The following is a 21,852-nucleotide window of genomic DNA, read 5'->3' as shown; positions in this document are numbered from 1 at the left end:
GGCCGTGGGTGAGGTCTCAGCTCGCGGTGCAGCTCACCGCCGGCACCGCGTTGGTGCCGTTCCAGGAGCCGAGGAACCCGAACGAGGTGGACGCTCCGGCGCCGAGGCCGCCGTTGTAGCTCACGTTCTTCGCGGTGACCGACGACCCGCTCGACGTCACCGTGGCGTTCCACGCCTGGGTGATCGTCTGGCCGTTGGCGTACGTCCAGGTCACGGTCCAGCCGGAGATGGCGCTGGAGCCGGCCTTGACGGTCACCTCGCCCTGGAAGCCGCCGCCCCACTGGTTGGCGACCTTGTACGTCGCCGAGCAGCCCTTGGCGCCGCCGCTCGGGGACGGGCTGGGGCTCGGGCTCGGGGACGCGCTCGGCGAGGCGCTGGAGGACGCGGACGGGCTTGGGGAGGCGGACGGGCTGGGGGACGGGCTCACCGGCGGCTGGCCGCTGTAGATCGTCGCCTCCTTGGCGGTCGACTTGATGCCGTTGGCGCCGTTGAAGAGCCGCTGGCCCCACGAGGTGAGCTGGCTGACGTTGAAGTTCGTCACCTGGTCGAGGTATTCGACGCCGCCGCCGTTGCCGCTCCACGACCAGCCGAGGTAGCCGACGCCCCGCGACTGGGCCTGCGACATGATCGTGTCCTCGTCGGGGTCGCCGTCCGAGTGCATGTTGCCGAACTCGCCGATCACCAGCGGCAGGCCGGCGGTCTGGAACGCCTGGAGGTAGCCGGTCACCTCGGCCGCGGTGTCGAAGACGCCGTACATGTGGATCGAGAAGACGGTGTTCTTCTGGGGGTCGCTGTCGAAGACCGAGGCGGCGTTGTCACGCATGACGAACTGCCAGTCCTGGCCCCAGTTGGGCGCGTCGACCATCAGCAGGTGCTGGAACCCGGCCGCCCGCATCCTGCTGATCGCGCTCTTGGTCGCGCTGGTCCAGGCGGAGGGGCTGTTGTTGCCGTACGGCTCGTTGCCGATGTTGATGACGACGTAGTTCTCCTGGCCGGTCAGCACGCTCTTGAGGCCGACCCAGTAGTCGACCGCCTGGTCGAGCGTGTACGCGCCGCTCTGCTCGCCGTAGCCGGTGGTGTCGTGGTTCTCGAGCACGCAGATTAACCGGTTCTGCTTGCACAGCGCGATGACGTTGGCGACGTCGCTCGCCGAGTTGGCCGTCCAGCGGCCGCCGCTCAGCACGACGCGGACCGTGTTCGCGCCCAGGGACTTGATGTTCGCGAACGAGCTCGTCTGGCTCGGATACCAGGTGTGGGCGTGGCTGGTGCCCCGCATGATGAACTGGTTCCCATTGGCTTCGAGGATCTTCGTGCCGCTGACGTGGAGTCCGGTCGCGGCCTGCGCGCTCTGGGTCATCGCGATCACCGACATCAGGAGGGCGAGGAGCGCCGCGCCCGCGGCGATGAAACGTGTTCTCATTCTGTACCTCGGGTGGGGGGATCGGCACCGATGGAAGCGCCGGACGCACCATAGGCAGGGGGAGCCGGGGCCGTACAGGAGACGGCTCTCGCGTCGCCGTCGGTAGGGCGGCACCGCACTGAACCGGTTCGGCATGGTGTGCCACCGGACCAGCGCGATCTCCCGCCGCGGGCCCTCACCTGGGCCGCCGCATTCCGATGAAACGTTCACCGGTCGGCCGGTGCGCGGGGGTGCGGAGGGCGTCTGTAGAGTCGGCTGCCATGCCCGATCTCGGCGTGCCGGAACCCGGCTGGGCGCCTCCGGGCGCCGTACGGTTCGCCGGCGGTGTGCCCGTCGCCCTGGTGGCGCCCGATGCCGGGCTGCCGTCGCTGCCCGTCGCCGTGCGCGACATGGCGACGCTGCACCACATCGACCTCGACGGCAACGCGCTCACGACGTTGCCCGGCTGGATCGGGCGCCTGGAGCGGCTGCGGGTCCTGCTGTTCTACGGCAACCGGATCACGGCCCTCCCGCCCGAGCTGGGCCGTCTCGCCTCGCTCGAACACCTGAGCGCGGGGCGCAACGCGCTGACCGCGGTGCCGGACGCGCTGTGGCGGCTGAGCCGGCTGCGGTCGCTCAACCTGGCCGAGAACGAGATCGCGGACCTTCCCCCCGGCCTCGGCCGCCTCCGCCAGCTGCGCATGCTCGACCTGGGGCACAACCGGCTGCGCGAGGTGCCGGCGGAGATCGGCGACCTGCCCTGCCTCACCGACTACCTCTACCTGAGCGACAACGGGTTCACGTCGGTGCCCGCCTCGCTGGGACGGCTCGACCGGCTCGGCTACCTCAACCTGGCGGAGAACCGGCTGGCCGCGCTGCCCGAGGCCATCGGCGGCATGACCGGCCTGCACGAGTTGCGCGTCCACGACAACCGGCTGACCACGCTGCCGGAGACCATCGGCCGCCTGGCCGGGCTGCGTGAGCTGCACCTCAGGAACAACCGGCTCGCCGCGCTGCCCGAGGCGATCGGAGGGCTGCGCGCGCTGCGTCACCTGGACCTGCGCGACAACCCCCTGGAACGGCTGCCCGGCTCCGTCGTACGGCTGACCGAGCTGACCCACCTCGACCTGCGGGCGACCCGTCTCACCGGGCTGCCCGGCGGGCTGGCGGAGCTGCCGCGGCTGGAGAAGCTCGACCTGCGCTGGATCAAGTTCGACGAGGTCCCCGCCTGCGTCCGCCCGCTGCGCGAGCGCGGGTGCGTCGTGCTCATGTGAGGACGCGCCGCGGCGTCAGCCCGGGGCTGAGGCGGGCTCCGCCGCTTCCGAGCGTACGGGCAGGTCCCAGCCGGGACACAGGGAACGCTCGGCCAGCGCGAGCAGGTCCTCCAGCCGCCGTGCCAGTACGGCGGGGTCCTGCGTGCGCTCGTCGAAGCAGGCGAGGGCCACGCTGACGAAGACGGCCACGATGAACTGCGGCTGCAGGTCGCACGGGTCCGCTCCGAGCCTGCGGGCCACCTCGGCGACCAGCCTGCGCTCGTTCTCCTTGACCAGCCGCATGGTCCCGGCGAGCAGGGCGGGCGTGGAGTGCACGACCTTCTGGCAACGCAGGTACCTGCCTGCCTCCGTCTCGTCCGCCTCTCGTAGGATCTGCAGTAACGAGCGCATCGCCTGGCACAGCGCCGTGAACGGCGACTCCGACTCGGGGCGTGCGGCCAGCTCCGCGAGGAGCATCCGCTGCTCGTCGGCGGTCAGCGAGAGCGCCACGTCCTCCTTGGAAGCGAAGTACCGGAAGAAGGTCCTGGGCGAGACCTCCACCTCGGCGGCGATCTGGTCGACGGTCGTCGCCTCGTAGCCCCTGGTGAGGAAGAGGTCGAGGGCCGCGTCGATCAGGGCGTCCCGCGTCCGCTGCTTCTTGCGTTCGCGTAGACCCACGGCGGTCACCTCCTCGAAACTGCCGGTTCACAAACTCTCAGTTGTCACCGTATGTCGGATAAAAGGATTTGTCATCTGTCATCGACTGACATAAATTACTGCCCGTCGACACAGTGGTGCTAAGGGGGAATCTCCATGACTCAAGCCGTATCGGTGGACGCCGACGCGCCTCCAGGACGAGGCCAGGGGCATCCATGGCTCACGCTGCTCGCCGTTTCGCTCGGCGTGATCATGGTCATGCTCGACGGCACGGTCGTGGCGATCGCGAACCCGGTCATCCAGGTCGAACTCAAGGCGTCGCTGGCGGACCTGCAGTGGGTGACCAGCGGTTACCTGCTCGCGCTGGCGGTCTTCCTGATCACCGCCGGCAAGCTGGGCGACCTGTTCGGGCACAAGCGCGTCTTCTTGATCGGCGTCGCGGGCTTCGCGCTGACCTCGCTCGCCATCGGCCTGTCGTCCTCGATCGGCGTGCTGGTCGCGCTGCGGGTGCTGCAGGGCCTGTTCGGCGCGCTGCTCCAGCCCGCCGCGCTCGCGTTGCTCCGGTCGGCGTTCCCCGGTGAGAAGCTGAACATGGCCATGGGCGCGTGGGGTGCGATCATCGGCCTGTCGAGCGCGGCCGGCCCGATCGTCGGCGGCCTCCTGGTGGAGAACGTGAGCTGGCAGTCGGTGTTCTTCATCAACGTGCCGGTCGGCGTGGTGGCGCTGGCGTTCGGGCTGTGGGCGCTGCGGGAGAGCAGGGCCCAGACGCTGTCCCGGGTCGACTGGCTCGGCGTGGTGCTGCTGTCCGGCGCGATGTTCTCGCTGGTGTGGGCCATCATCAAGGCTCCCGAGTGGGGCTGGGGCGACGGCAAGACGCTCGGCTTCCTCGCCGCCGTCGTGGTGATCGGGGCCGTGTTCCTGTTCTGGCAGTCGAAGGCGCGCGAGCCGCTGCTGCCGCTGAGCCTGTTCCGCAACGCCTCGGTCTCGATCGGGACCGTCCTCATGGTCCTCATGTCGTTCGCGATGTTCGGCGCGATGTTCTTCCTCACGTTCTTCTTCCAGGGCGTGCACGGGCTCACGCCGCTCGACTCCGGCCTGCGGATGCTGCCCATGAGCGCCGGCATGATCGTCGCCTCGCCCGTCGCGGGCATCCTCATCGGCAAGCTCGGCCCGAAGATCACCATCGCGGGCGGCATGGTGATCAGCGCCTTCGCGATGTTCCTCATGTCGCGGCTCAGCGTCGATGCGGCCTTCGCCGACACGGCGATCCCGTTCGTGCTGCTCGCGTTCGGCCTGTCGCCGGTGTTCGTCGGCGCCACGGAGATCATCGTGGGCAACGCGCCGGAGGAGCTCAGCGGTGTCGCGGGCGGTGTGCAGAACTCCGCGATGCAGGTGGGCGGCGCGCTCGGCACCGCCATCCTCGGCGCGATCGTGTCCGCCAAGGTGGCCGACGTGCTGCCCGGATACCTCGGCCCGGCCGCGGCCGCCATCCCGCCCAACCAGATGGAGCTCCTGAAGAGCGCCGCGTCGGTCGGCGCCGCCCCGCCCGGGACCGGCCCCGCGGCCCAGGCGCTGGCGAACGCGTCGCACCTGTCCTTCATGGACGGCCTGCACCTCGGCTTCGTCGTGAGCACGGCGGTCGCCCTGGTCGCGGCGGCCCTGGCCCTGTTCGTCAGGGCCGGCCGCAAGACCGAGGGCGCCCCGGTCCACATGGGCTGACGTCCGGTCCCCGCCGTACGGCCCCCGCCACCCCGGCGGGGGCCGTACGCGCGTCCGGGCCGGGGCCGCCTCGTCGCTCAGTAGACTTGGTATCCGTGAGCGGCACGAAGATTCTTCCCGAGAGCGACGTAACACCCCGGCTCTCGCACGGCGACGGTGACCACGAGCGCTTCTCGCACTTCGCCGACAAGAACAAGATCACTGAGAGCTACGTGACCGGCGCGCCGGTGCGGGCCCTGTGCGGCAAGGTCTGGGTGCCCAGCCGCGACCCGAAGAAGTACCCGGTCTGCCCGGAGTGCAAGGAGATCTACGAGGGGTTGCCCAAGGGCGAACCGTCCGGCGAGTGAGTGTCGATACCGGATCATCGCCTCCCCGGCGGCTAGGGTCAGCCTTCTGACCAGCCGTATCGGGGGAACGAATGGTTCGGCGACCCATCGCCGTCTTCCTTGCATGCCTTTACGCGCTGGGCGGCGCCTGCGCCGCCCCGGCGTCCGCCGCCTCCCGGTCGGCCGGTGGTCACACCGGCGCCGGTCTGCGCGGATCGCCGGCCTCGCGCCCGGACGCCTGCCTCACCCGCCATGCCGTTCCGCAGCGCCGGCACGGCGTGGGCAGCCTCACGCACGCCCTGGAGCCGCGTGAGCCGGGGCCGGACGAGGTCGCCCGGATGTCGGCCGACCTGGCTCGCAGGCTCGGCACGGCAGAGCCCGGAGACACGGCACAGCCGGGAAACACCGCGCAGCCAGGGGACACCGTGCAGCCCGGGAACACTGCGCAGCCAGGGGACACCGCGCAGCCCGGAGACACAGCGCGGCCGGGGAGTGCCGCGAACGGCCGGCGGAGCGTTCCCAGGGCCGTCGAGCGGATCACGGTCCCGGTGTGGGTGCACATCATCAGGGACCGTGCGCTCGGCCTGCCCGACGCCGCCGTCTCCCGGCAGATCGCCGTGCTGAACACCGCCTACTCCGGCGGGTACGGCGGAGCCGACACCGGCGTGCGCTTCGAGCTCAAGGGCATCACCCACACCGACAACCGGAACTGGTTCCGCGACCCCCTCGGCTACGAGGAGCCGATGAAGAAGAAGCTGCGGGTCGGGGGTCCCGAGACGCTCAATCTGTACATCGCGCAGCTGAGCCGGCTCGTGCTCGGCTACTCCACCTACCCGTACTGGTACGACGACGAGCCCGTGCTGGACGGCGTGGTGATCGACTGGCGGAGCGTCCCCGGCGGCCCGCTGCGCGACTTCGCCAGAGGCTTCACCGCGGTGCACGAGATCGGCCACTGGCTGGGCCTGCTGCACACGTTCGAGAACGGCTGCAAGGCCCCGGGCGACTCGGTGGACGACACCCCCGCCGAGGCCTACCCGACGAACGGCTGCCCTTCGAAGAAGGACACCTGCCCCGCCACGGGCGGCGACCCTGTCCACAACTTCATGGACTACGCCCAGGACCGCTGCATGCGCGAGTTCACCGCGGGCCAGGGCGTGCGCGTCCACCAGATGTGGGACGCCTATCGCCGTCCGGCACCGGAGGGAACCGACGCCGGGCTGCAGAAGGCCGCCGCGGGGCTCCAGGGGGCCGCCGCGGACGCTGCGGACGGCACGGACAGCACCCCGGACGGCATCACGGTCAGCCCTGTGCCGAGCCTCGCCGCACAAGGCCGTGAGGGCCCGGTCGACCACATACAGGGCGGGGAGGAATCGCCAGGAGGAACAGGGCGATGACGAATCGGGCCGGAGCCGTTGACGTCGCGGCGCGGGTGTGAGTAACTCCACAGCAGCGTTCATGGTCACGAAGCCCCGCGCCCGGCCCTGAGCGCCGAGTCGCTCGCCGGTTCCGTCCCACGCGCCCGGCCAGGCCGCCCGGGGAGGCTTTGTGGATGACCAGTGGACCCGCCGGGTCTGGCCCCCTGCCGAGGACGAGTCCGCGCCGTCCACGCAGGGCCCCACTCGCCCGTACGGCGCCCTAGGCGGGTCGCCGCGGCCGTCCACACCGCCCGCGTCCCCCCAGTGGCCCTCACGACCGTACCGGGAGCCGGACCGGAACCCGGAGGAGAGCCTCACCGGCCTGTACGGCGCGCCGGTCTCGGAACGGAGCCAGGCCGACCGCCCGGTCTGGCCGTCCCTGGGCCTGGAGTCCCCGGAGCCCGAGGACGACCTGCCCCCCTCGGCCCGCCGCTACCGCGCGCCCGAGACGCCTCCCCGCCCGATGCCGCGGTGGCTGCGGCGCCTTCTCGTCGGCGGGCTCGCGCTGGTCTGCTCGGCGGCCGTCATCGGCGCGGTGGTGGTCACGGTGCTGCATCGCGCCGAGAGTGCGCCTCCCACGGTGATCCACGACCAGATCGCCGGCGTCGCCTATACGTTGCCGCCGCAGTGGCGGGAGGGCGTCGTCGCGCCCGTGACCGGCTTCACCTCCGTCGCCGCGCGCGGGGACAGCGCCACCGTCATGGCCCGGCCCGGCGACCGGGTGGACCCGCCCAACCTGCGGTCGGCCGTCATCGACCTAAGCGATCTCTACACGCAGTTGCTGCTGCACGGCGACAAGGTCGAGGTGCTGGACGACCGCGCGGTGACCGTCGGCGGGCGGCCGGGACACACGCGGGCCGTACGGGCCGAGTACACCGACGTGGTGAACGAGCCCGCCTTCATGCGGGTGACCCTGCTGACCCGGCCGGACGGCGGCAGCACGGTCCTGCTCGGGCTGGCCCATCCCGACAGTCCCCAGTCGCGCGCCGAGATCGAGGGCCTGATGTGGGGAGCCCGCTGAGCCCGCCGTCGAACCGGCACGCGCTCGTACGGCGGCCCGTCGCTCGAATCCGGAAATAGCCGTCTCTCGCTCCGTACGGGCGATTACTCGGGCATAGCCGTTGAATCGGGAAACCGGCCGACTTATCTGCGCAGCTCTTTGCCTTGGTTGTCCGGTTGAATATCCATATAAGCGCGTTGATCGGCACTCCGGCGTCTTCCTGTGCAATAAATGGAGATAGCGGTGTCGCCGGAGCGGCTTTGAGGTAGGCGTAACATCTGTTTGCCGATATCCAATAAGTGGCTCACTGCCCGCGTTTCACCGGCCAGGTATCTTCGGTGTCGCATCGCACGAAAACGCGGTGACCCGGAAAGACCAATTCTCACCATGGGGGGAAATCAAATTGATTTCTCGTAGGAGCAGCTCGGCCTCTGGTTCGCGTGGCGCCGGTCGCCTGCTGATGTGGTCCGCCGCGGCGGCGGTGACCTGCGCGGCGGTTGGGCTGTCGGGCTCGATCGCGGCGAATGCCACCACGACGAAGGCCGCCCCCGCCGCACAGGCGGCGACGAACCCGGTCGGCGACAAGGACAAGGACAAGTTCATTCCCTACCCGCGCCTCGACAGCGCGAACATCGTCACCGCGTTCACGGTCGCGGCGGCCGGCGTCACTCCGACGGCCTCGACGACCTTCACCGGGTCGGCGCGCAGGGGTCGCGTGTTCGTGAACGACGGCACGGGCTGGGCCGACCTCACGCCGGTGTTCGGCGGGTACCTGTACGACATCACCCTGGCGGCCTCGCCGAGCACCGCTCTGTCGGTCGTCCCCGGCGGTGGCGCTCTGACCAGCCTCACCAGCAGCGGGATTCCCGTGGGGCGGGTCAGGGTCACGGTGCGGAGGGCGGACGGCGCCATCCTCTTCTCCGACTGCAACGTCTCCACCACGAGCGGTACCTCCGCCCTTCCGCTGACCAGCAGCCGTTGCAGCGCCCCGACACGTCTGTGACGGTGCGCGCGGCGAACTGACCGATTCCGGGGCGGGGCCCCGTGGACGCCGAAGGGCTCCGCGGGTCACCCGCCCCGGCCGTTTCTGAGCGGGGCTCGTGCCGCTGCGCGGGTCTCGGGGCGCGCTTCGCCGTCGCGTCCACCCTGGTTCCTGGTCCCGGTCGCATCGGCGCGGCCCGGGGTCCCGATCCCGCCGCCCGCCGCGACGGCAGGGCGGATCGCGGGGGTGGATCGCACCGCGACGCCACGCCCGGTTCCTGAGGCTGTGGGGATTGCCACACCAGGCTATTTCGGACCACCCTGCGTGTGGGCGGCGCGTCTTGTCGGTCCGGCGGGCTAGTCTGAATCCACTGTGAGGGAGCGAACCGATAGAGACACCAGTGTTCCGATGAGTTCGGGGAGGCGTCGTTGAGCGTTTCGGCCGCGTCCCACCTCTCCCCGTCCTACCCCGACAGAGCCGCCTGGGGCACCGCCCCGAAGCTGCGCGCATGGCAGCAGCAGGCCTTCGACCTCTACTTCAGCCGCGAGCCGCGCGACTTCCTGACCGTCGCCACCCCCGGCGCCGGCAAGACGACGTACGCGCTGCGGATCGCCAGCGAGCTGCTCAGCCGCGGGGTCGTGCGGGCGTTGACGATCGTCACCCCCACCGAGCACCTCAAGCGGCAGTGGGCCGACGCCGCGGCCCGCGTCGGGATCAGCATCGACCCCGAGTTCAAGAACAGCCAGGGCACCACCTCGCGCGACTACACCGGGGTCGCGGTCACCTACGCCCAGATCGCGATGCACCCGGCGCTGCACCGGGCTCGCACCGAGGCGCGCAAGACTCTGGTGATCTTCGACGAGATCCACCACGCCGGCGACGCGAAGTCGTGGGGCGACGGCGTCCGCGAGGCGTTCGAGCCCGCGACCAGACGACTGGCGCTGACCGGCACGCCGTTCCGGTCCGACGAGAGCCCGATCCCCTTCGTCACCTACGTCGAGGACGGCGAGGGGGCGATGCGGAGCGTCTCCGACTACTCCTACGGGTACGGCCCGGCCCTGGCCGACGGCGTCGTCCGCCCGGTCATCTTCCTGGCGTACTCGGGGGAGATGAAGTGGCGCACGCGCGCGGGCGACGAGATCGCCGCCACCCTCGGCACGCCGTTGACCAAGGACCAGCTCTCGCAGGCGTGGCGGGCCGCCCTCGACCCGAAGGGCGACTGGATCCGCCAGGTCATCCACGCGGCCGACCGGCGCCTCACCGAGGTACGGCGGGGCGTTCCCGACGCCGGCGGGCTGGTCATCGCCTCCGACCACGAGTCGGCCCGCGCCTATGCCCGGCACATCCGCACGGTGACCGGGGAAGGGGCCGAGGTCGTGCTCTCCGACGACCCGGGCGCGTCCAAGAAGATCAAGGACTTCGCCTCCTCCGACCGGCGCTGGCTGGTCGCGGTCCGCATGGTCTCCGAGGGCGTCGACATTCCCCGGCTGTGCGTCGGGGTCTACGCCACGAGCACCTCGACCCCGCTGTTCTTCGCCCAGGCGGTCGGGCGTTTCGTCCGCGCCCGCAAGCGGGGGGAGACCGCGTCGGTGTTCCTGCCCTCGGTGCCCGTCCTGATGGGCCTCGCGGGCGAGATGGAGGCCGAGCGCGACCACGTTCTGGGCCGCCGCCGCGACGAGGACGGCCTCGACGACATGCTCCTCGAACAGGCCCAGCAGGAGAAGAAGCAGCCCGACGCCCTCGGCGACGAGCTGCCCTTCCAGACGCTGGAGGCGTCGGCCACCTTCGACCGGGTGCTCTTCGACGGTGGCGAGTTCGGCACCGCCGCCGCGCCCGGCTCGCCTGAGGAGGAGGACTTCATCGGCCTCCCCGGCCTGTTGGAGCCCGACCAGGTGGCCTCACTGCTGCGCAAGCGCCAGGCCGACCAGCAGGCGGCCAAGCGCAGGACCAAGAAGGGGAGCGAGGACAGCGCCCCCGCCCTCGCGCCGCACGAGCAGCTCGCCGAGCTCCGCAGGGAGCTGAACGGCCTCGTCGGCGCGTGGAACCACCGGACCGGCCAGCCGCACGGCGTCATCCACGCCGAGCTGCGCCGGGCCTGCGGCGGCCCGGCCATCGCCCAGGCCACCGCCGAGCAGGTCCGCGAGCGCATCGCGATGATCCGCAAGTGGGCCACCCAGCGCAGGTGACCCCGCCGCACACCGAGGGCGCCGGGCTCATCACCTGACACGGTGGTGATCGGGGGCGACACCCAGCGCCGCCCCCGATGCCCTTGCTTCGCAGGCCCGAACAGTCTTCGGCACGGAGCGAGCAGGCCATGCTCTGTGTGCCTGCGTGCCCGGGTCGGTGCGACTACCCCTGCGAGAGTTCGACCCCCGCGACCCGCTGCGGCTGGTGGGCGTCCTATTGCAGGGCGCCCAGCCGGTCGAGGACGAGCTCGAACATGCGCATGTTCGACGCGGCCATCGCGTCCACCCGATCGGTGAGGTCGCTGACGTGCACCGTCAGGGTGTCGAAGCGTCCGGTGAGGGTTGTGACCTGTTCGCTCAGTGTGTCGACGCGTCCGGTGAGATCGTCCACACGTCCGCTCAACGCGTCGACGCGGCCGGTGAGGGTTGTGACCTGTTCGCTCAGTGTGTCGACGCGTCCGGTGAGGTCGTTCACGCGTCCGCTCAGCGCGTCGACGCGGCCGCTCAAGCCGTCGATGCGACGATCCAGTCGGCCGATCTCGCCGTCGATGCGGTCAAGCCGGACGGCGACAACCGTCATTTGCCTCTTGAGGACGTTGACATCGGCCTTGGTCTCCTCCGATATCTGCTCGACTCGCACCAGGCGGTCGCTTATTGCGTCGAGTTTGTCCCAATGCGGCTGCGTCGCGTCGTACGCGTGTGCTGCTGCCTGCTTGTAGCAGTCGACGCTGAGCTTCATGAATTCATTCTCCAGATGCTTCACGCGTTCTTCGAGTGTCCTCACGGGTCGTCCTCCGATGCTGCTCGCAGCGTAGCCGAGGCTCGCTGGGGGGAGTGGGAGCGCTGCAACTGCGCGGAGGCAACTGCTATCAGCTCGGAGGTCGGCGGGAAGTGAGTAATCGACGGCGCATTCCGTGCCGCCTTGGCCGCACGGTGCGCAATCTTCGCTATCGGTGGGATGAATATTCACCGAGCACTGCGTGTTCTGCGCTTCATGCCCGGACTTCCCCTATTTGTGGGCCGGCTTTTCTTGACCTCGTCGGGGGCGCGTTACGAGATGCGAGAGCGCAGCGGGATCTTGTCGCCGGTGTGGCCGTTGATCGCCACGTAACGCCGGCGGTGCCGGGTGGCCGGGCTGAGCCGGAGGCTGAGGGAGGCCATGCCCTGCTCCACGCGTACGGGAACGTTGCGTGCTCCCTCGTGCTGCCTCGCCTCCGCGCCCTCGCGCAGCCAGATGCGCAGCCGGTGCCCGGCCTGGTGGACGGCCACCGTCGCCGTGTCGCACTGCGCGGGCGACGCGGGCCAGTACACCGTGAGGCCGTGCAGGGCCCTGCCATGGAACGACAGTCGTACGGCCTCGGGGTTGGGGACGCGGGAATCGCAGGCGGGCTGGCCACTCGGTGCCGGTGTCGGTGCCGGTGTCGGTGCCGCAGACGGTGTCGCGGACGCCGCCGCTCGGGGCGCCTGCCCGGCCTGCGCGCCTGCCGGCCCGTTGGCGTCGGCGCCGACGGCGGCGCGCGGGTCGCGTACGGCGACCGTCTGGGCGGGGATCCGGGCGGACCTCTCGGTGAATCCCGTGATCATCGTGGCCGTCTGCAGGGCCACCAGCGTCAGCGCGCCGGTGACGCGGAGCAGGCCCCGGTGACCGCGGCCGAAGAGCAGCCAGATGCAGACCGGGGTCAGGACGAGCCAGCTGAGGCCGAGCAGGAACGCGAACATCGGGGCCGCCAATCCACGAAGAGTCGTCGCTCTAGGTAATACACCCGTGACGCTTCGTGGTGAAGACATTGACGTCCCGACCGCGCGCGTGTCCCGGCTCGGCCGCCCGGCCGGTCGGATTCGCGGGTCAGGAGCGGAGGACGGGCTCCCCGGTGAGCTCCACCCCGGCCTCGGCGAGGCGGGCGAGCGCCGTCTCGGTCGTCTCCCGGGCCACGCCGGCCGTCAGGTCCAGCAGGACCCGTACGGCGAAGCCATTCGCCGCCGCGTCGAGGGCGGTGGCCCGGACGCAGTGGTCGGTGGCGATGCCGACGACGTCCACGGCCTCCACGCCGCGCTCGCGCAGCCACGCGGCCAGGCCGACGCCGTCCGCGGTGGCGCCCTCGAACCCGCTGTAGGCCGCCTGCCGCGCGCCCTTGCTGAAGACCTCCTCGACCTTCGCCGCGTCGAAGGCGGGGTGGAAGCCGGCGCCGGAGGTGCCGACCACGCAGTGCGGCGGCCAGGAGTCCACGAAGTCGGGCTCGGCCGCGAAATGGGCCCCGGGATCGACGTGGTAGTCGCGGGTGGCGACGACGTGGTCGTACGCGTGCTCGTGGACGTGGCGGCTGATCGCGGCGGCCACCTCGGCGCCGCCGCCCACCGGCAGGCTGCCGCCCTCGCAGAAGTCGTTCTGCACGTCCACGACGACGAGCGCGGTCTTCATGGGGTCACCTCACAGTGGCGATCCTCAGCGTGGCGATCACGGAGGACCGGCGTCGTCCTCATGCGCCGGTCCCCCGCGATCACTTGAAGATAGTAGGGACTGCGGGGTCTCCGGGGGAGAGGCTGCACGCCTCCAATGGCAACTCGGCCAACGTCGCCCGGTGGCGGTCGCGGGCGGCCTCCAGGCTCTCGCGGCCGACGACCTTGCCGTCCCGCACGAGTTCGGCCAGCAGCGGGCGGTCCTCCGTCTCCACAGGCTCGCGGGTGACGACCTCGGCGGTCGCGGTGCCGCCGCTGGTCCTGCGGTAGGCCCACTTGCGCCCGCCGACGCTCGGCTTGCCGACGGACGCCTTGGCGACCGGCTGGAGCCGTCCCGTGTGGTCCTCGCGGGCGACGAGCTTGTAGACGAGGCTGGCCGTCGGGTGTCCCGAGCCGGTGGACAGGGCGGTGCCGACGCCGTAGGCGTCCACCGGCGCCGCGGCCAGCGCCGCGATCGCGAACTCGTCCAGGTCGCTGGTGACGACGATCCGTGTGCGGCTCGCGCCCAGTTCGTCGAGCAGGCGGCGCACCTCCACCGCCACCACGGCGAGGTCGCCGGAGTCGATGCGCACCGCGCCGAGGTCGGGCCCGGCCAGCTCCACCGCGGTGCGTACGGCCTTCGCCACGTCGTAGGTGTCCACGAGCAGGGTGGTGCCGAGCCCCAGGGCGTCGATCTGGGCCCGGAAGGCGTCCTCCTCCGAGTCGTGGAGCAGGGTGAACGCGTGGGCGGCGGTGCCGGCGGTCGGCACGCCGTACAGGTGGCCGGCCATGAGGTTGGAGGTGGAGGCGAAGCCGCACAGGTAGGCGGCCCTGGCGGCGGCGACCGCGGCGTACTCATGGGTGCGGCGCGAGCCCATCTCGATGAGCGGCCGGTCGCCGGCCGCCTGCGTCATCCGGGAGGCGGCCGCCGCGATCGCGCAGTCGTGGTTGAGTATCGACAGGGCCACGGTCTCCAGCAGCACGGCCTCGGCGAACGTCCCCTCCACCACCATGATCGGCGAGCCGGGGAAGAACGCCTCGCCCTCCCGGTAGCCGTACACGTTGCCGGAGAAGCGGTAGCCGGCGAGGAACTCGCCGGTGGGCTCGTCCACGATCCCTGAGGAACACAGGAACTCGATGTCCTGCTCCTCGAAGCGGAAGTCCTCCAGCGCGTCGAGGAACCGCCCGGTGCCGGCCACCACCCCGTAGCGCCGTCCTCCGGGCAGCCGCCGGGCGAACACCTCGAAGACCGCCCGCCGGTGCGCCGCGCCGCCGGCGAGCGCGGCCTGGAGCATCGTCAGTTCGTACTGGTCGGTCAGCAGGGCCGTGCCCGTGGTCATGCGCACGTGTCGAAGACTACGACGGTCGTGGTGCAGGATGGGTACGTGGGTAGCACAGCTCCAACCGAGGTCGAGCGTCCGTCGTCGGACGTGCGCCCCGATCTGCCGTGGCTCACGATCGTGTGGAACGACCCGGTCAACCTGATGTCGTACGTGACGTACGTCTTCCAGACCGTGTTCGGCTATCCCCGGCAGAAGGCCGAGAAGCTGATGATGGACGTCCACCACAAGGGCAAGGCCGTCGTCGCCAGCGGCACCCGGGAGGAGATGGAGCGGGACGTGCAGATCCTCCACTCCTACGGCCTGTGGGCGACCGTCCAGCAGGACAAGTGATGAGCACGGGATTTCGGGCGACGCGCGACGGGGTGACCGTCCAACTCGACGCGGGCGAGGTGTCGATCCTGCGCTCGCTGGTGTCGCAGGTGCTCGGCCTGGTCGAGCCGGGGACCACCGGCGACGACCCGTTGGAGCGCGCCCTGGGCATCGGCTCCGCCGCGCCGCCGGCCGACCCCGTGCTCGCGCGGCTGTTCCCCTCGGCGTACGCGGACGACGAGGACGCGGCGCAGGAGTTCCGGCGCTACACGGAGGCGACGCTGCGCGACGGCAAGCGGGCCGACGCGACGACGCTGCTGGAGACGGCGGCGCCGGGCCGGCTGACGCTGACGGCCGAGCAGGGGCAGGCGTGGCTGCGGGCGATCAACGACGTCCGCCTCGCGCTCGGCGTGCGGCTGGAGGTCACCGAGGAGGTCCACGAGGAGATCGCCTCGATGTCCGAGGACGACCCCCGCTATCCGGCGTTCGTGACCTACGACTGGCTGACCTACCTGCAGGACACCCTCGTCAGGGCGCTTTGGTAGGTTGCCCGCATGCTGACGATCTCACGCGAGCTGGTCGACAAGATCGTGGCCCATGCCCGGGCCGACCACCCCGACGAGGCGTGCGGCGTCGTGGCCGGGCCCGCCGGGTCCGACCGTCCCGAGCGGTTCGTCCCCATGGAGAACGCCGAGCGCTCCCCGACGTTCTACCGCTTCGACTCGATGGAGCAGTTCCGCGTGTGGCGGGAGATGGACGACCGCGACGAGGTGCCTGTCGTGATCTACCACTCCCACACCGCCACCGAGGCGTACCCCTCCCGTACGGACATCAGCTACGCCTCCGAGCCCGACGCCCACTACGTGCTGGTGTCGACCGCCTCCGACGAGGAGACGCCCTTCCGGTCCTACCGGATCGTGGACGGGGCCGTGACGGAGGAGGAAGTCAAGATCGTAGAGTCCTACGGTTAAACTTAAGTTATGGCTAACGATGACGCTCGTCCCGTGTCGTCACCGGCTGCCCTATCGCGCCGGGTGCGCCCGGAATCTCCTGTTCAGGCGTTCCTCTTCGCGCACACGCCGTCTGTCGTCGTCTACGACTGTCGCTGAACCCGCCCGCCGGTGCGCCGGGGGAAGAAGACCGCTGGAATCGCCGCCCGCCCGCCCATGTTTCAAGCACATGAACGCGAGCAGGCTGGACGCCCACCATAACGACGACCACTGATCAAGGAGATTGAGCCGACATGGCCATCGAGGTCCGCATTCCTACCATCCTCCGCAGCTACACCGATGGCGCCAAGGCGGTCAACGCCAAGGGATCGACCCTCGAAGAGCTGATCGGCGACCTGGAGTCGCGCCACCCCGGCCTGAAGGACCGGCTGGTGGACGAGTCCGGGCTGCGCCGCTTCGTCAACGTCTACCTCAACGACGAGGACGTACGCTTCCTCGGCGGGCTCGGCACGCCCGTCGCCGACGGCGACACCGTGACCGTGCTCCCGGCCGTCGCGGGGGGAGCGCGCTGAATGCGCTTCGACTCGTTGATCGACTCGGTCGGGCGCACCCCGCTGGTGGGTCTGCCCCGGCTCTCGCCGTCCCCTGACGTACGGATCTGGGCGAAGCTGGAAGACCGCAACCCGACCGGGTCGGTCAAGGACCGGCCGGCGCTGTGGATGATCGAGCAGGCCGAGAAGGACGGGCTGCTCACTCCGGGCTGCACGATCCTTGAGCCGACCTCCGGCAACACCGGCATCTCGCTGGCGATGTCGGCCCGGCTCAAGGGCTACCGGCTGATCTGCGTCATGCCGGAGAACACCTCAGAGGAGCGCCGCCAGCTGCTGCGCATGTGGGGCGCCGAGATCATCTCCTCGCCGGCGGCGGGCGGGTCCAACGAGGCGGTGCGGGTCGCCAAGGGCCTCGCGGCCGAGCATCCCGACTGGGTGATGCTCTACCAGTACGGCAACCCCGCCAACTGGCGCTCCCACTACGAGTCGACCGGGCCGGAGATCCTCGCGGACCTGCCGACCGTGACCCACTTCGTCGCCGGGCTCGGCACGACCGGCACGCTCATGGGCGTCGGCCGCTACCTGCGCGAGCACGTGCCGGACGTGAAGATCGTGGCCGCCGAGCCGCGGTACGGCGAGCTGGTCTACGGCCTGCGCAACGTGGACGAGGGATTCGTGCCCGAGCTGTACGACGCGTCCGTGCTGACCACCCGCTACTCCGTGACCTCGGCCGACGCGCTGCGCCGGACCCGTGAGCTGCTGGCCGCCGAAGGCATCTTCGCGGGCATCTCGACGGGCTGCGCTCTGCACGCGGCCCTCGGCATGGCCCGCAAGGCCGTCCAGGCGGGCGAGCGGGCCGACATCGTGTTCATCGTGGCCGACGGCGGCTGGAAGTACCTGTCCACCGGCGCGTACGAGGGCACCCTCGACGAGGCGGAGGACCGGCTCGAAGGCCAGCTCTGGGCCTGATCGCCGATAAGGATCGCCGATGAAGGCCGACCGGCTCACCCCGCCCGCTCCGGCATGGGTGGGCCGGAGATCCGGTTCGGGCGGGATGAGCCGGAGCCTAGGGGGTCAGTTGAACACGACCCGGAGGGTGAAGGTCGCGCCGTCGTCGCCGTGGGTGCCGCTCAGGCCGACCGCCCGCAACTTCTCGGCGTCGGCGCGCTCCTGGCCGCTGAGACCGTCCAGGTAGAGCTTCTCCAGCCGGTCGAGGTCGGCGTACAGGGCGTAGGTGGCGTTCGCGGCGTCCGGGACGGCGATCTTGAATGTCTCGCTCTCGCCGAGCGTGCCGCCGCCGTTCAGCGCGTCGGCGTACTCCTGGGTGCTCGCGATCACGAACCGCCCGTCGCCCTCGGCGGTGGCGATGTCGGCGGACCTCTCCATGCCGTTCCGATGAACCTTCACCCGGTCCACCATGTCGCGCGCCTTGGCGGTGTCCGTCGTGAGCACGGCGCCGACCCGGGGCTGCGCGCCGTCGAGGTCCTGCTCGTCCAGCGCGAGCGTGAGGGTGCGGCCCAGCAGCGTCGCGAGGTCGTCCGGCAGGGACAGGCCGTACTGCGTCCGCGCCTCGTCGAGGGCCTGCCTGACCGTCTCGCCGCCCGGGCCGCCCGCCGCTCGCTCGATGGACGGCCACTGCTCGCGCAGCAGGTCGCCCAGGCCGGAGATCGAGGCCGCCGCGACCGTGGAGGCGGGCAGTTCGCCGATCTTCACCGGCTCGGGCCGTACCGACGTGGGCGTCCCGCCGCGGGTGATCCCGGCCAACTCGGCGTAGTCGCCCGAGAACCGGAGGGCGCCGGCGAACCGCATGCCCTTGATCTGCTGCAGCACGGGCGTGGCCGCGATCTCGCTCCAGCCGGCGTCGGCGACCTTCTCCACGTCCATCCAGAACGACAGCACGCCCTGCTCGCCCAGCGCGCCGAGGTCCCCGGCGAAGCGCGGCTCGCCGGACAGCGGCGCCGCCTTGACGTACTCGTCGGCCAGCTTCTGGCTCGTGGCGATGATCGCGTATCCGTCGCGGAACGCCAGGCCGACCTTGCCGTCGCCGAGGCCCATCTTGGCGATGCCGGTCCGGGCCGCCGCCTCGTCCTTCACCTGTACGGCGAGCGCGCCGACGGGGTCGCCGCCGCCGTCCGCGGGCAGCACGGCGAGGCCGACGCGGTCGCCGAGCCAGGGTTCGACGTCCCTGGCGAAGTCGACCTTCGAGAGGTCCGTGTCGTCCTTCTGCAGCGTGGTGACGAGCGCCTTGCGCGGGTCGTCCCCGCCGAAGGAGTCGCGGGTGGCCGAGAACTTGCGGGCGATGCCGAACAACGCGAGCTTCTGCCCGGCCGACGGGTCGAGGTCGAGCCGGACGTAGGCCAGCGCGTTCGCGGGCAGCACGTCCTGCGGTTGCGTGCCGCCGCCGCTGAGCTTCGAGGCGGCCCACACGCCGCCGCCGCCGACCACGCCGACGAGCACTGCGGCCACCAGCGCCAGGATCCAGCCGCGCCCCCGCCGGCCCCGGCCCGCAGGCGGCGCCGGCGGGCCGGACACGGTGGCGGAGCCGATCTCCTCAGGCTCCGTCCACGACGGCAGCCGGACGGTGTGCGCCTCGTTCGCGGCGGGGCGGGGAACGCGATAGGCGACGGTTCGGTCGAAGTCGGATTCGTCACCAGGCCGCCAGGGGCTCGGATCGCGCGGGGAGGTGTCGGGGGACATGGGGCTCACTCACATACGTCGTCGTCTGGTACGCCGCGACGTTAGGCCCGGCCGGTAGCGGCGCGCTTGCAACCCGCTTGACCTGGAGACCCCGGGGGCGCTCCGCCGGAGTGCCACGCTAGAGTAATGAGCAGAACAATATTCGGTAGAGCGGCGAGGGGCGCATGACCAAGTTCGACGAGGCGACGCAGGCCATCCGGGTCGACGACACCACCTACGACGTGTGTCTCGACGACGGGTACTCCATCGGAGGGCCGCTGAACGGCGGCTACCTCATGGCCACGATGCTGCGCGCCGTGGTGGACGCCTCGCCGCACGCGCACCCGGTCTCCACGAGCGCCCAGTTCCTGCGGGTGGCCCGGCCGGGCCCGGCCAGGGTGCTGCTCGAACCGCTCAAGACGGGCCGTACGGCGGCGATGACCCGGGCGCGGCTCGTCCAGGACGGCGAGTCGTTCATCGAGATGCTCGTCACGACCGCGACGCTCGACGGGGAGGCGGCCCCGGACTGGGCGGACGGCCCGTCGGCCGTCATGCCGGACCTGGCGGACTGCATGCGCCTGCCCGAACCCAAGCCCGAGTCGAACATGAACTTCAGCGCCCAGATGGAGCTCGCGTTCGACCCGCCCACGATCGGCTGGCTCACCGGCGCGCCGACCGGACGGCCCGAGTCGCGGGCGTACTTCCGGCTGGCCGAGCCGCAGGACCCCGACCCGTACGTGCTGGCGCTGGCGGTGGACGCGCTGCCGCCGGTCGTGTTCTCGGCGGGGGCGCGGGGATGGGCCCCGACGGTGGAGCTGACCTGGCACCTGCGGGCCCTGCCCGCGCCGGGGTGGCTGACCCTGATCGGCGGCGGACGGCTGATCAGCGACGGCTGGTTCGACGAGGAGGTCGAGGTGTGGGACTCGGCGGGCCGGCTGGTCGCCCAGTCGCGCCAGATCGCGCGGCTGGGCCGGGGCTAGACCGCGCCCCTCATGCCCGGCGCGCGATGTGAGCATTCTTACCGTCGGCGGCGGGGATCAGTCCCCTAACCTTGGGAAGCGTGCCGGAGGACAACACCAGGGCGATCGGGATCTTTGACAGTGGCGTGGGCGGCCTTACGGTCGCCCGGGCGATCATCGACCAGCTGCCCCACGAATCGATCTTCTACGTGGCCGACACGGCCCACCAGCCGTACGGGCCCAAGAGCATCGCCGAGCTCCGCGCGTACGCGCTGGAGGTCATGGACCACCTGGTCGAGCATGACGTGAAGATGCTGGTCATCGCGTGCAACAGCGCGAGCTCGGCCGTGCTCAGGGATGCCAGGGAGCGCTACGACGTTCCGGTCGTCGAGGTGATCCAGCCCGCCACCCGGCGGGCCGTGCGGGCCACGAGGAACGGCAGGGTCGGCGTGATCGCCACGCGGGCCACCATCGAGTCGATGGCCTACCACGACGCCTTCGCCGCCGCCCCCGACGTCGAGCTGGTCGCGGTGGCCGCCCCCCTGCTCGTGGAGTTCGTCGAGCGGGGCGAGACGATGAGCGAGGAGCTCATCGAGGTGGTCAGGGGCTACCTCAAGCCGATCCAGGACGCGGGCTGCGACACGCTCATCCTCGGCTGCACGCACTACCCGCTGCTGACCGGTGCCCTCTCGTACGTCGCCGGGGACGGGGTCACGCTGGTGTCCAGCGCCGAGGAGACGGCCAAGGACGTCTATCGCATCCTGCACGACCGCGGGCTGTCCAACGGCGCGGGCGAGCCGAAGCACCGCTTCCGGGCGACCGGCGACACCGAACTGTTCGAACGCCTCGGGCAGCGCTTCCTCGGTCCCGAGCTCCAGTCGGTGGAGCGGACCGCCTCCGGCATCGGCGACGTCAGCGGCGTAGGGAGTTCGCGATGAAGTTGACGATCATCGGGTGCTCGGGCAGCTTCCCCGGCCCCGACAGCCCGTCCTCCTGCTACCTGCTGGAGGCCGAGGGCTTCCGGCTGCTGCTCGACTTCGGCAACGGATCGCTGGGCGCGCTGCAGCGGCACGCCGGGCTCTACGACGTCGACGCCATCCTCCTGTCCCACCTGCACGCCGACCACTGCCTCGACCTGTGCGCCTACCACGTGGTGCGCACCTACACCCCGGACGGCCCGCTGCCGAAGGTGCCCGTCCACGCCCCCGGCGGCGCCTCCAAGCGGCTCAACGCGGCGTACGCGATGCCGGACGAGCCCGTGCTGGAGAACTCCTTCGACTTCGTACGGCTGTCGCCCGGCACCCGGCACGTCGGCCCGTTCGAGGTGACGGCCGCCCCGATGAACCACCCCGTGGAGACCTACGGCTTCCGCGTCACCCACCAGGGCCGTTCCGTCGCGTACTCGGCGGACACCGGCGAGTCGGCCGAACTGGTCAAGCTGGCCCACGAGGCCGACGTCCTGCTGTGCGAGGCGTCCTTCCTCGACCAGCCGGGCCTGACCCCAGGCCTGCACCTGAGCGGCAGGCAGGCGGCCGAGCACGCCGCCCGTGCCGAGGCCGGCGCGCTCGTCCTGACCCATCTCGTCCCGTGGTACGACAAGTCCCGCATCCTGGAGGACGCCTCGCGCGGCGGCTTCGCCGGCCCGATGGAGTTGGCGCGGAGCGGGGCCGTGTATGACCTAGGGTGACCCG

22 protein-coding genes are annotated in these 21,852 nt (G+C 71.0%); 15 read left to right on the top strand and 7 right to left on the bottom strand.

Annotation, left to right across the window (positions count from 1 at the left end):
• Positions 1–16 precede the first annotated feature (16 nt).
• Positions 17–1,420, bottom strand: a complete 1,404-nt coding sequence (locus tag Msi02_RS08800; RefSeq protein WP_204047887.1) for a cellulase family glycosylhydrolase — start codon at positions 1,418–1,420, stop codon at positions 17–19.
• Between the two features lie 260 nt (positions 1,421–1,680).
• On the opposite strand from Msi02_RS08800, the gene Msi02_RS08795 reads away from it, so the two are divergent.
• Complete coding sequence (locus tag Msi02_RS08795; protein WP_239108242.1) at positions 1,681–2,673, top strand: leucine-rich repeat domain-containing protein; 993 nt, start codon at positions 1,681–1,683, stop codon at positions 2,671–2,673.
• A gap of 15 nt (positions 2,674–2,688) precedes the next feature.
• Here the strand turns inward: Msi02_RS08795 and Msi02_RS08790 are convergent, their stop codons facing one another.
• On the bottom strand, positions 2,689–3,330 hold the full coding sequence (locus Msi02_RS08790; protein WP_204047886.1) for a TetR family transcriptional regulator: 642 nt from the start codon (positions 3,328–3,330) through the stop codon (positions 2,689–2,691).
• 135 nt (positions 3,331–3,465) lie between these two features.
• Between Msi02_RS08790 and Msi02_RS08785 the strand changes: the two genes are divergently transcribed.
• From Msi02_RS08785 to Msi02_RS08760, 6 genes are all read left to right on the top strand, one after another.
• Positions 3,466–5,028 (top strand): DHA2 family efflux MFS transporter permease subunit, encoded by a 1,563-nt coding sequence (locus tag Msi02_RS08785; RefSeq protein ID WP_204047885.1) that lies wholly within the window; start codon positions 3,466–3,468, stop codon positions 5,026–5,028.
• A gap of 86 nt (positions 5,029–5,114) precedes the next feature.
• Entirely contained in the window at positions 5,115–5,375 is a 261-nt protein-coding gene (locus Msi02_RS08780) for a DUF3039 domain-containing protein (RefSeq protein WP_030510937.1), read from the top strand.
• Positions 5,376–5,446: 71 nt separating this feature from the next.
• Positions 5,447–6,748, top strand: coding sequence for a zinc metalloprotease (locus tag Msi02_RS08775; protein ID WP_239108241.1), 1,302 nt, complete (start codon positions 5,447–5,449; stop codon positions 6,746–6,748).
• Positions 6,749–6,899: 151 nt separating this feature from the next.
• A complete protein-coding gene (locus Msi02_RS08770) occupies positions 6,900–7,790 on the top strand; it encodes a hypothetical protein (RefSeq protein ID WP_204047884.1) in 891 nt (296 codons plus the stop codon).
• Positions 7,791–8,172: 382 nt separating this feature from the next.
• Positions 8,173–8,772, top strand: coding sequence for a hypothetical protein (locus Msi02_RS08765; protein WP_204047883.1), 600 nt, complete (start codon positions 8,173–8,175; stop codon positions 8,770–8,772).
• 407 nt (positions 8,773–9,179) lie between these two features.
• On the top strand, positions 9,180–10,937 hold the full coding sequence (locus Msi02_RS08760; protein WP_204047882.1) for a DEAD/DEAH box helicase: 1,758 nt from the start codon (positions 9,180–9,182) through the stop codon (positions 10,935–10,937).
• Positions 10,938–11,151: 214 nt separating this feature from the next.
• Here Msi02_RS08760 and Msi02_RS08755 read toward each other — a convergent pair whose 3' ends face one another.
• The 4 genes from Msi02_RS08755 to Msi02_RS08740 all read right to left on the bottom strand — a co-directional run bounded on the left by Msi02_RS08755 (position 11,152) and on the right by Msi02_RS08740 (position 14,719).
• Positions 11,152–11,721, bottom strand: a complete 570-nt coding sequence (locus Msi02_RS08755) for a hypothetical protein (protein WP_204047881.1) — start codon at positions 11,719–11,721, stop codon at positions 11,152–11,154.
• A 266-nt stretch (positions 11,722–11,987) separates the two neighbouring features.
• Positions 11,988–12,668, bottom strand: a complete 681-nt coding sequence (locus Msi02_RS08750) for a hypothetical protein (RefSeq protein WP_204047880.1) — start codon at positions 12,666–12,668, stop codon at positions 11,988–11,990.
• 115 nt (positions 12,669–12,783) lie between these two features.
• A complete protein-coding gene (locus tag Msi02_RS08745; RefSeq protein WP_204047879.1) occupies positions 12,784–13,356 on the bottom strand; it encodes a nicotinamidase in 573 nt (190 codons plus the stop codon).
• A 79-nt stretch (positions 13,357–13,435) separates the two neighbouring features.
• Positions 13,436–14,719: a nicotinate phosphoribosyltransferase gene (locus Msi02_RS08740; RefSeq protein WP_204047878.1), complete on the bottom strand. Its 1,284-nt coding sequence runs from the start codon at positions 14,717–14,719 to the stop codon at positions 13,436–13,438.
• Between the two features lie 39 nt (positions 14,720–14,758).
• Here Msi02_RS08740 and clpS point away from each other — a divergent pair, with 39 nt between their 5' ends.
• The 5 genes from clpS (at position 14,759) to Msi02_RS08715 (ending at position 17,495) form a co-directional block, all read left to right on the top strand.
• Entirely contained in the window at positions 14,759–15,046 is a 288-nt protein-coding gene (gene clpS / locus Msi02_RS08735) for an ATP-dependent Clp protease adapter ClpS (RefSeq protein ID WP_079315320.1), read from the top strand.
• Positions 15,046–15,570 (top strand): DUF2017 domain-containing protein, encoded by a 525-nt coding sequence (locus Msi02_RS08730; protein WP_193206702.1) that lies wholly within the window; start codon positions 15,046–15,048, stop codon positions 15,568–15,570. The genes clpS and Msi02_RS08730 overlap by 1 nt, the downstream gene beginning before the upstream one ends.
• Before the next feature lie 9 nt (positions 15,571–15,579).
• Positions 15,580–15,996, top strand: coding sequence for a M67 family metallopeptidase (locus tag Msi02_RS08725; RefSeq protein ID WP_204047877.1), 417 nt, complete (start codon positions 15,580–15,582; stop codon positions 15,994–15,996).
• Positions 15,997–16,268: 272 nt separating this feature from the next.
• The gene (locus tag Msi02_RS08720; RefSeq protein WP_079315318.1) at positions 16,269–16,547 is read left to right on the top strand and encodes a MoaD/ThiS family protein; all 279 of its coding nucleotides are present in this window, start codon (positions 16,269–16,271) and stop codon (positions 16,545–16,547) included.
• On the top strand, positions 16,548–17,495 hold the full coding sequence (locus Msi02_RS08715) for a PLP-dependent cysteine synthase family protein (protein WP_079315317.1): 948 nt from the start codon (positions 16,548–16,550) through the stop codon (positions 17,493–17,495).
• Between the two features lie 105 nt (positions 17,496–17,600).
• Here the strand turns inward: Msi02_RS08715 and Msi02_RS08710 are convergent, their stop codons facing one another.
• Positions 17,601–19,223 carry a DUF3352 domain-containing protein gene (locus Msi02_RS08710; RefSeq protein ID WP_204047876.1) on the bottom strand — a complete coding sequence of 541 codons (1,623 nt, stop codon included), beginning with the start codon at positions 19,221–19,223 and terminating at the stop codon, positions 17,601–17,603.
• A 164-nt stretch (positions 19,224–19,387) separates the two neighbouring features.
• Between Msi02_RS08710 and Msi02_RS08705 the strand changes: the two genes are divergently transcribed.
• The 3 genes from Msi02_RS08705 (at position 19,388) to Msi02_RS08695 (ending at position 21,848) form a co-directional block, all read left to right on the top strand.
• Positions 19,388–20,182, top strand: coding sequence for a thioesterase family protein (locus tag Msi02_RS08705; protein WP_204047875.1), 795 nt, complete (start codon positions 19,388–19,390; stop codon positions 20,180–20,182).
• A gap of 80 nt (positions 20,183–20,262) precedes the next feature.
• Positions 20,263–21,099, top strand: a complete 837-nt coding sequence (gene murI / locus Msi02_RS08700) for a glutamate racemase (RefSeq protein ID WP_373308255.1) — start codon at positions 20,263–20,265, stop codon at positions 21,097–21,099.
• Positions 21,096–21,848, top strand: a complete 753-nt coding sequence (locus Msi02_RS08695; RefSeq protein WP_079315313.1) for an MBL fold metallo-hydrolase — start codon at positions 21,096–21,098, stop codon at positions 21,846–21,848. Before murI ends, Msi02_RS08695 begins: the two co-directional genes overlap by 4 nt.
• Positions 21,849–21,852: the final 4 nt, after the last annotated feature.

The sequence above is a fragment of the Microbispora siamensis genome (genome assembly GCF_016863095.1).
Taxonomy (GTDB): domain Bacteria; phylum Actinomycetota; class Actinomycetes; order Streptosporangiales; family Streptosporangiaceae; genus Microbispora; species Microbispora siamensis.
The sequence above is the reverse complement of the archived record's forward strand: the minus strand, read 5'-3'. Positions and strand labels throughout refer to the sequence as shown.

Bases quoted from the DNA above. Each gene is read 5' to 3' on its own strand.
- Msi02_RS08730 (WP_193206702.1), top strand. From the start codon at position 15,046: ATGAGCACGGGATTTCGGGCGACGCGCGACGGGGTGACCGTCCAACTC.
- Msi02_RS08705 (WP_204047875.1), top strand. From the start codon at position 19,388: ATGACCAAGTTCGACGAGGCGACGCAGGCCATCCGGGTCGACGACACC.
- Msi02_RS08710 (WP_204047876.1), bottom strand. From the start codon at position 19,223: ATGTCCCCCGACACCTCCCCGCGCGATCCGAGCCCCTGGCGGCCTGGT.
- Msi02_RS08745 (WP_204047879.1), bottom strand. From the start codon at position 13,356: ATGAAGACCGCGCTCGTCGTCGTGGACGTGCAGAACGACTTCTGCGAG.
- Msi02_RS08795 (WP_239108242.1), top strand. From the start codon at position 1,681: ATGCCCGATCTCGGCGTGCCGGAACCCGGCTGGGCGCCTCCGGGCGCC.
- Msi02_RS08720 (WP_079315318.1), top strand. From the start codon at position 16,269: ATGGCCATCGAGGTCCGCATTCCTACCATCCTCCGCAGCTACACCGAT.
- Msi02_RS08785 (WP_204047885.1), top strand. From the start codon at position 3,466: ATGACTCAAGCCGTATCGGTGGACGCCGACGCGCCTCCAGGACGAGGC.
- Msi02_RS08725 (WP_204047877.1), top strand. From the start codon at position 15,580: ATGCTGACGATCTCACGCGAGCTGGTCGACAAGATCGTGGCCCATGCC.
- Msi02_RS08800 (WP_204047887.1), bottom strand. From the start codon at position 1,420: ATGAGAACACGTTTCATCGCCGCGGGCGCGGCGCTCCTCGCCCTCCTG.
- Msi02_RS08715 (WP_079315317.1), top strand. From the start codon at position 16,548: ATGCGCTTCGACTCGTTGATCGACTCGGTCGGGCGCACCCCGCTGGTG.
- Msi02_RS08775 (WP_239108241.1), top strand. From the start codon at position 5,447: ATGGTTCGGCGACCCATCGCCGTCTTCCTTGCATGCCTTTACGCGCTG.
- Msi02_RS08695 (WP_079315313.1), top strand. From the start codon at position 21,096: ATGAAGTTGACGATCATCGGGTGCTCGGGCAGCTTCCCCGGCCCCGAC.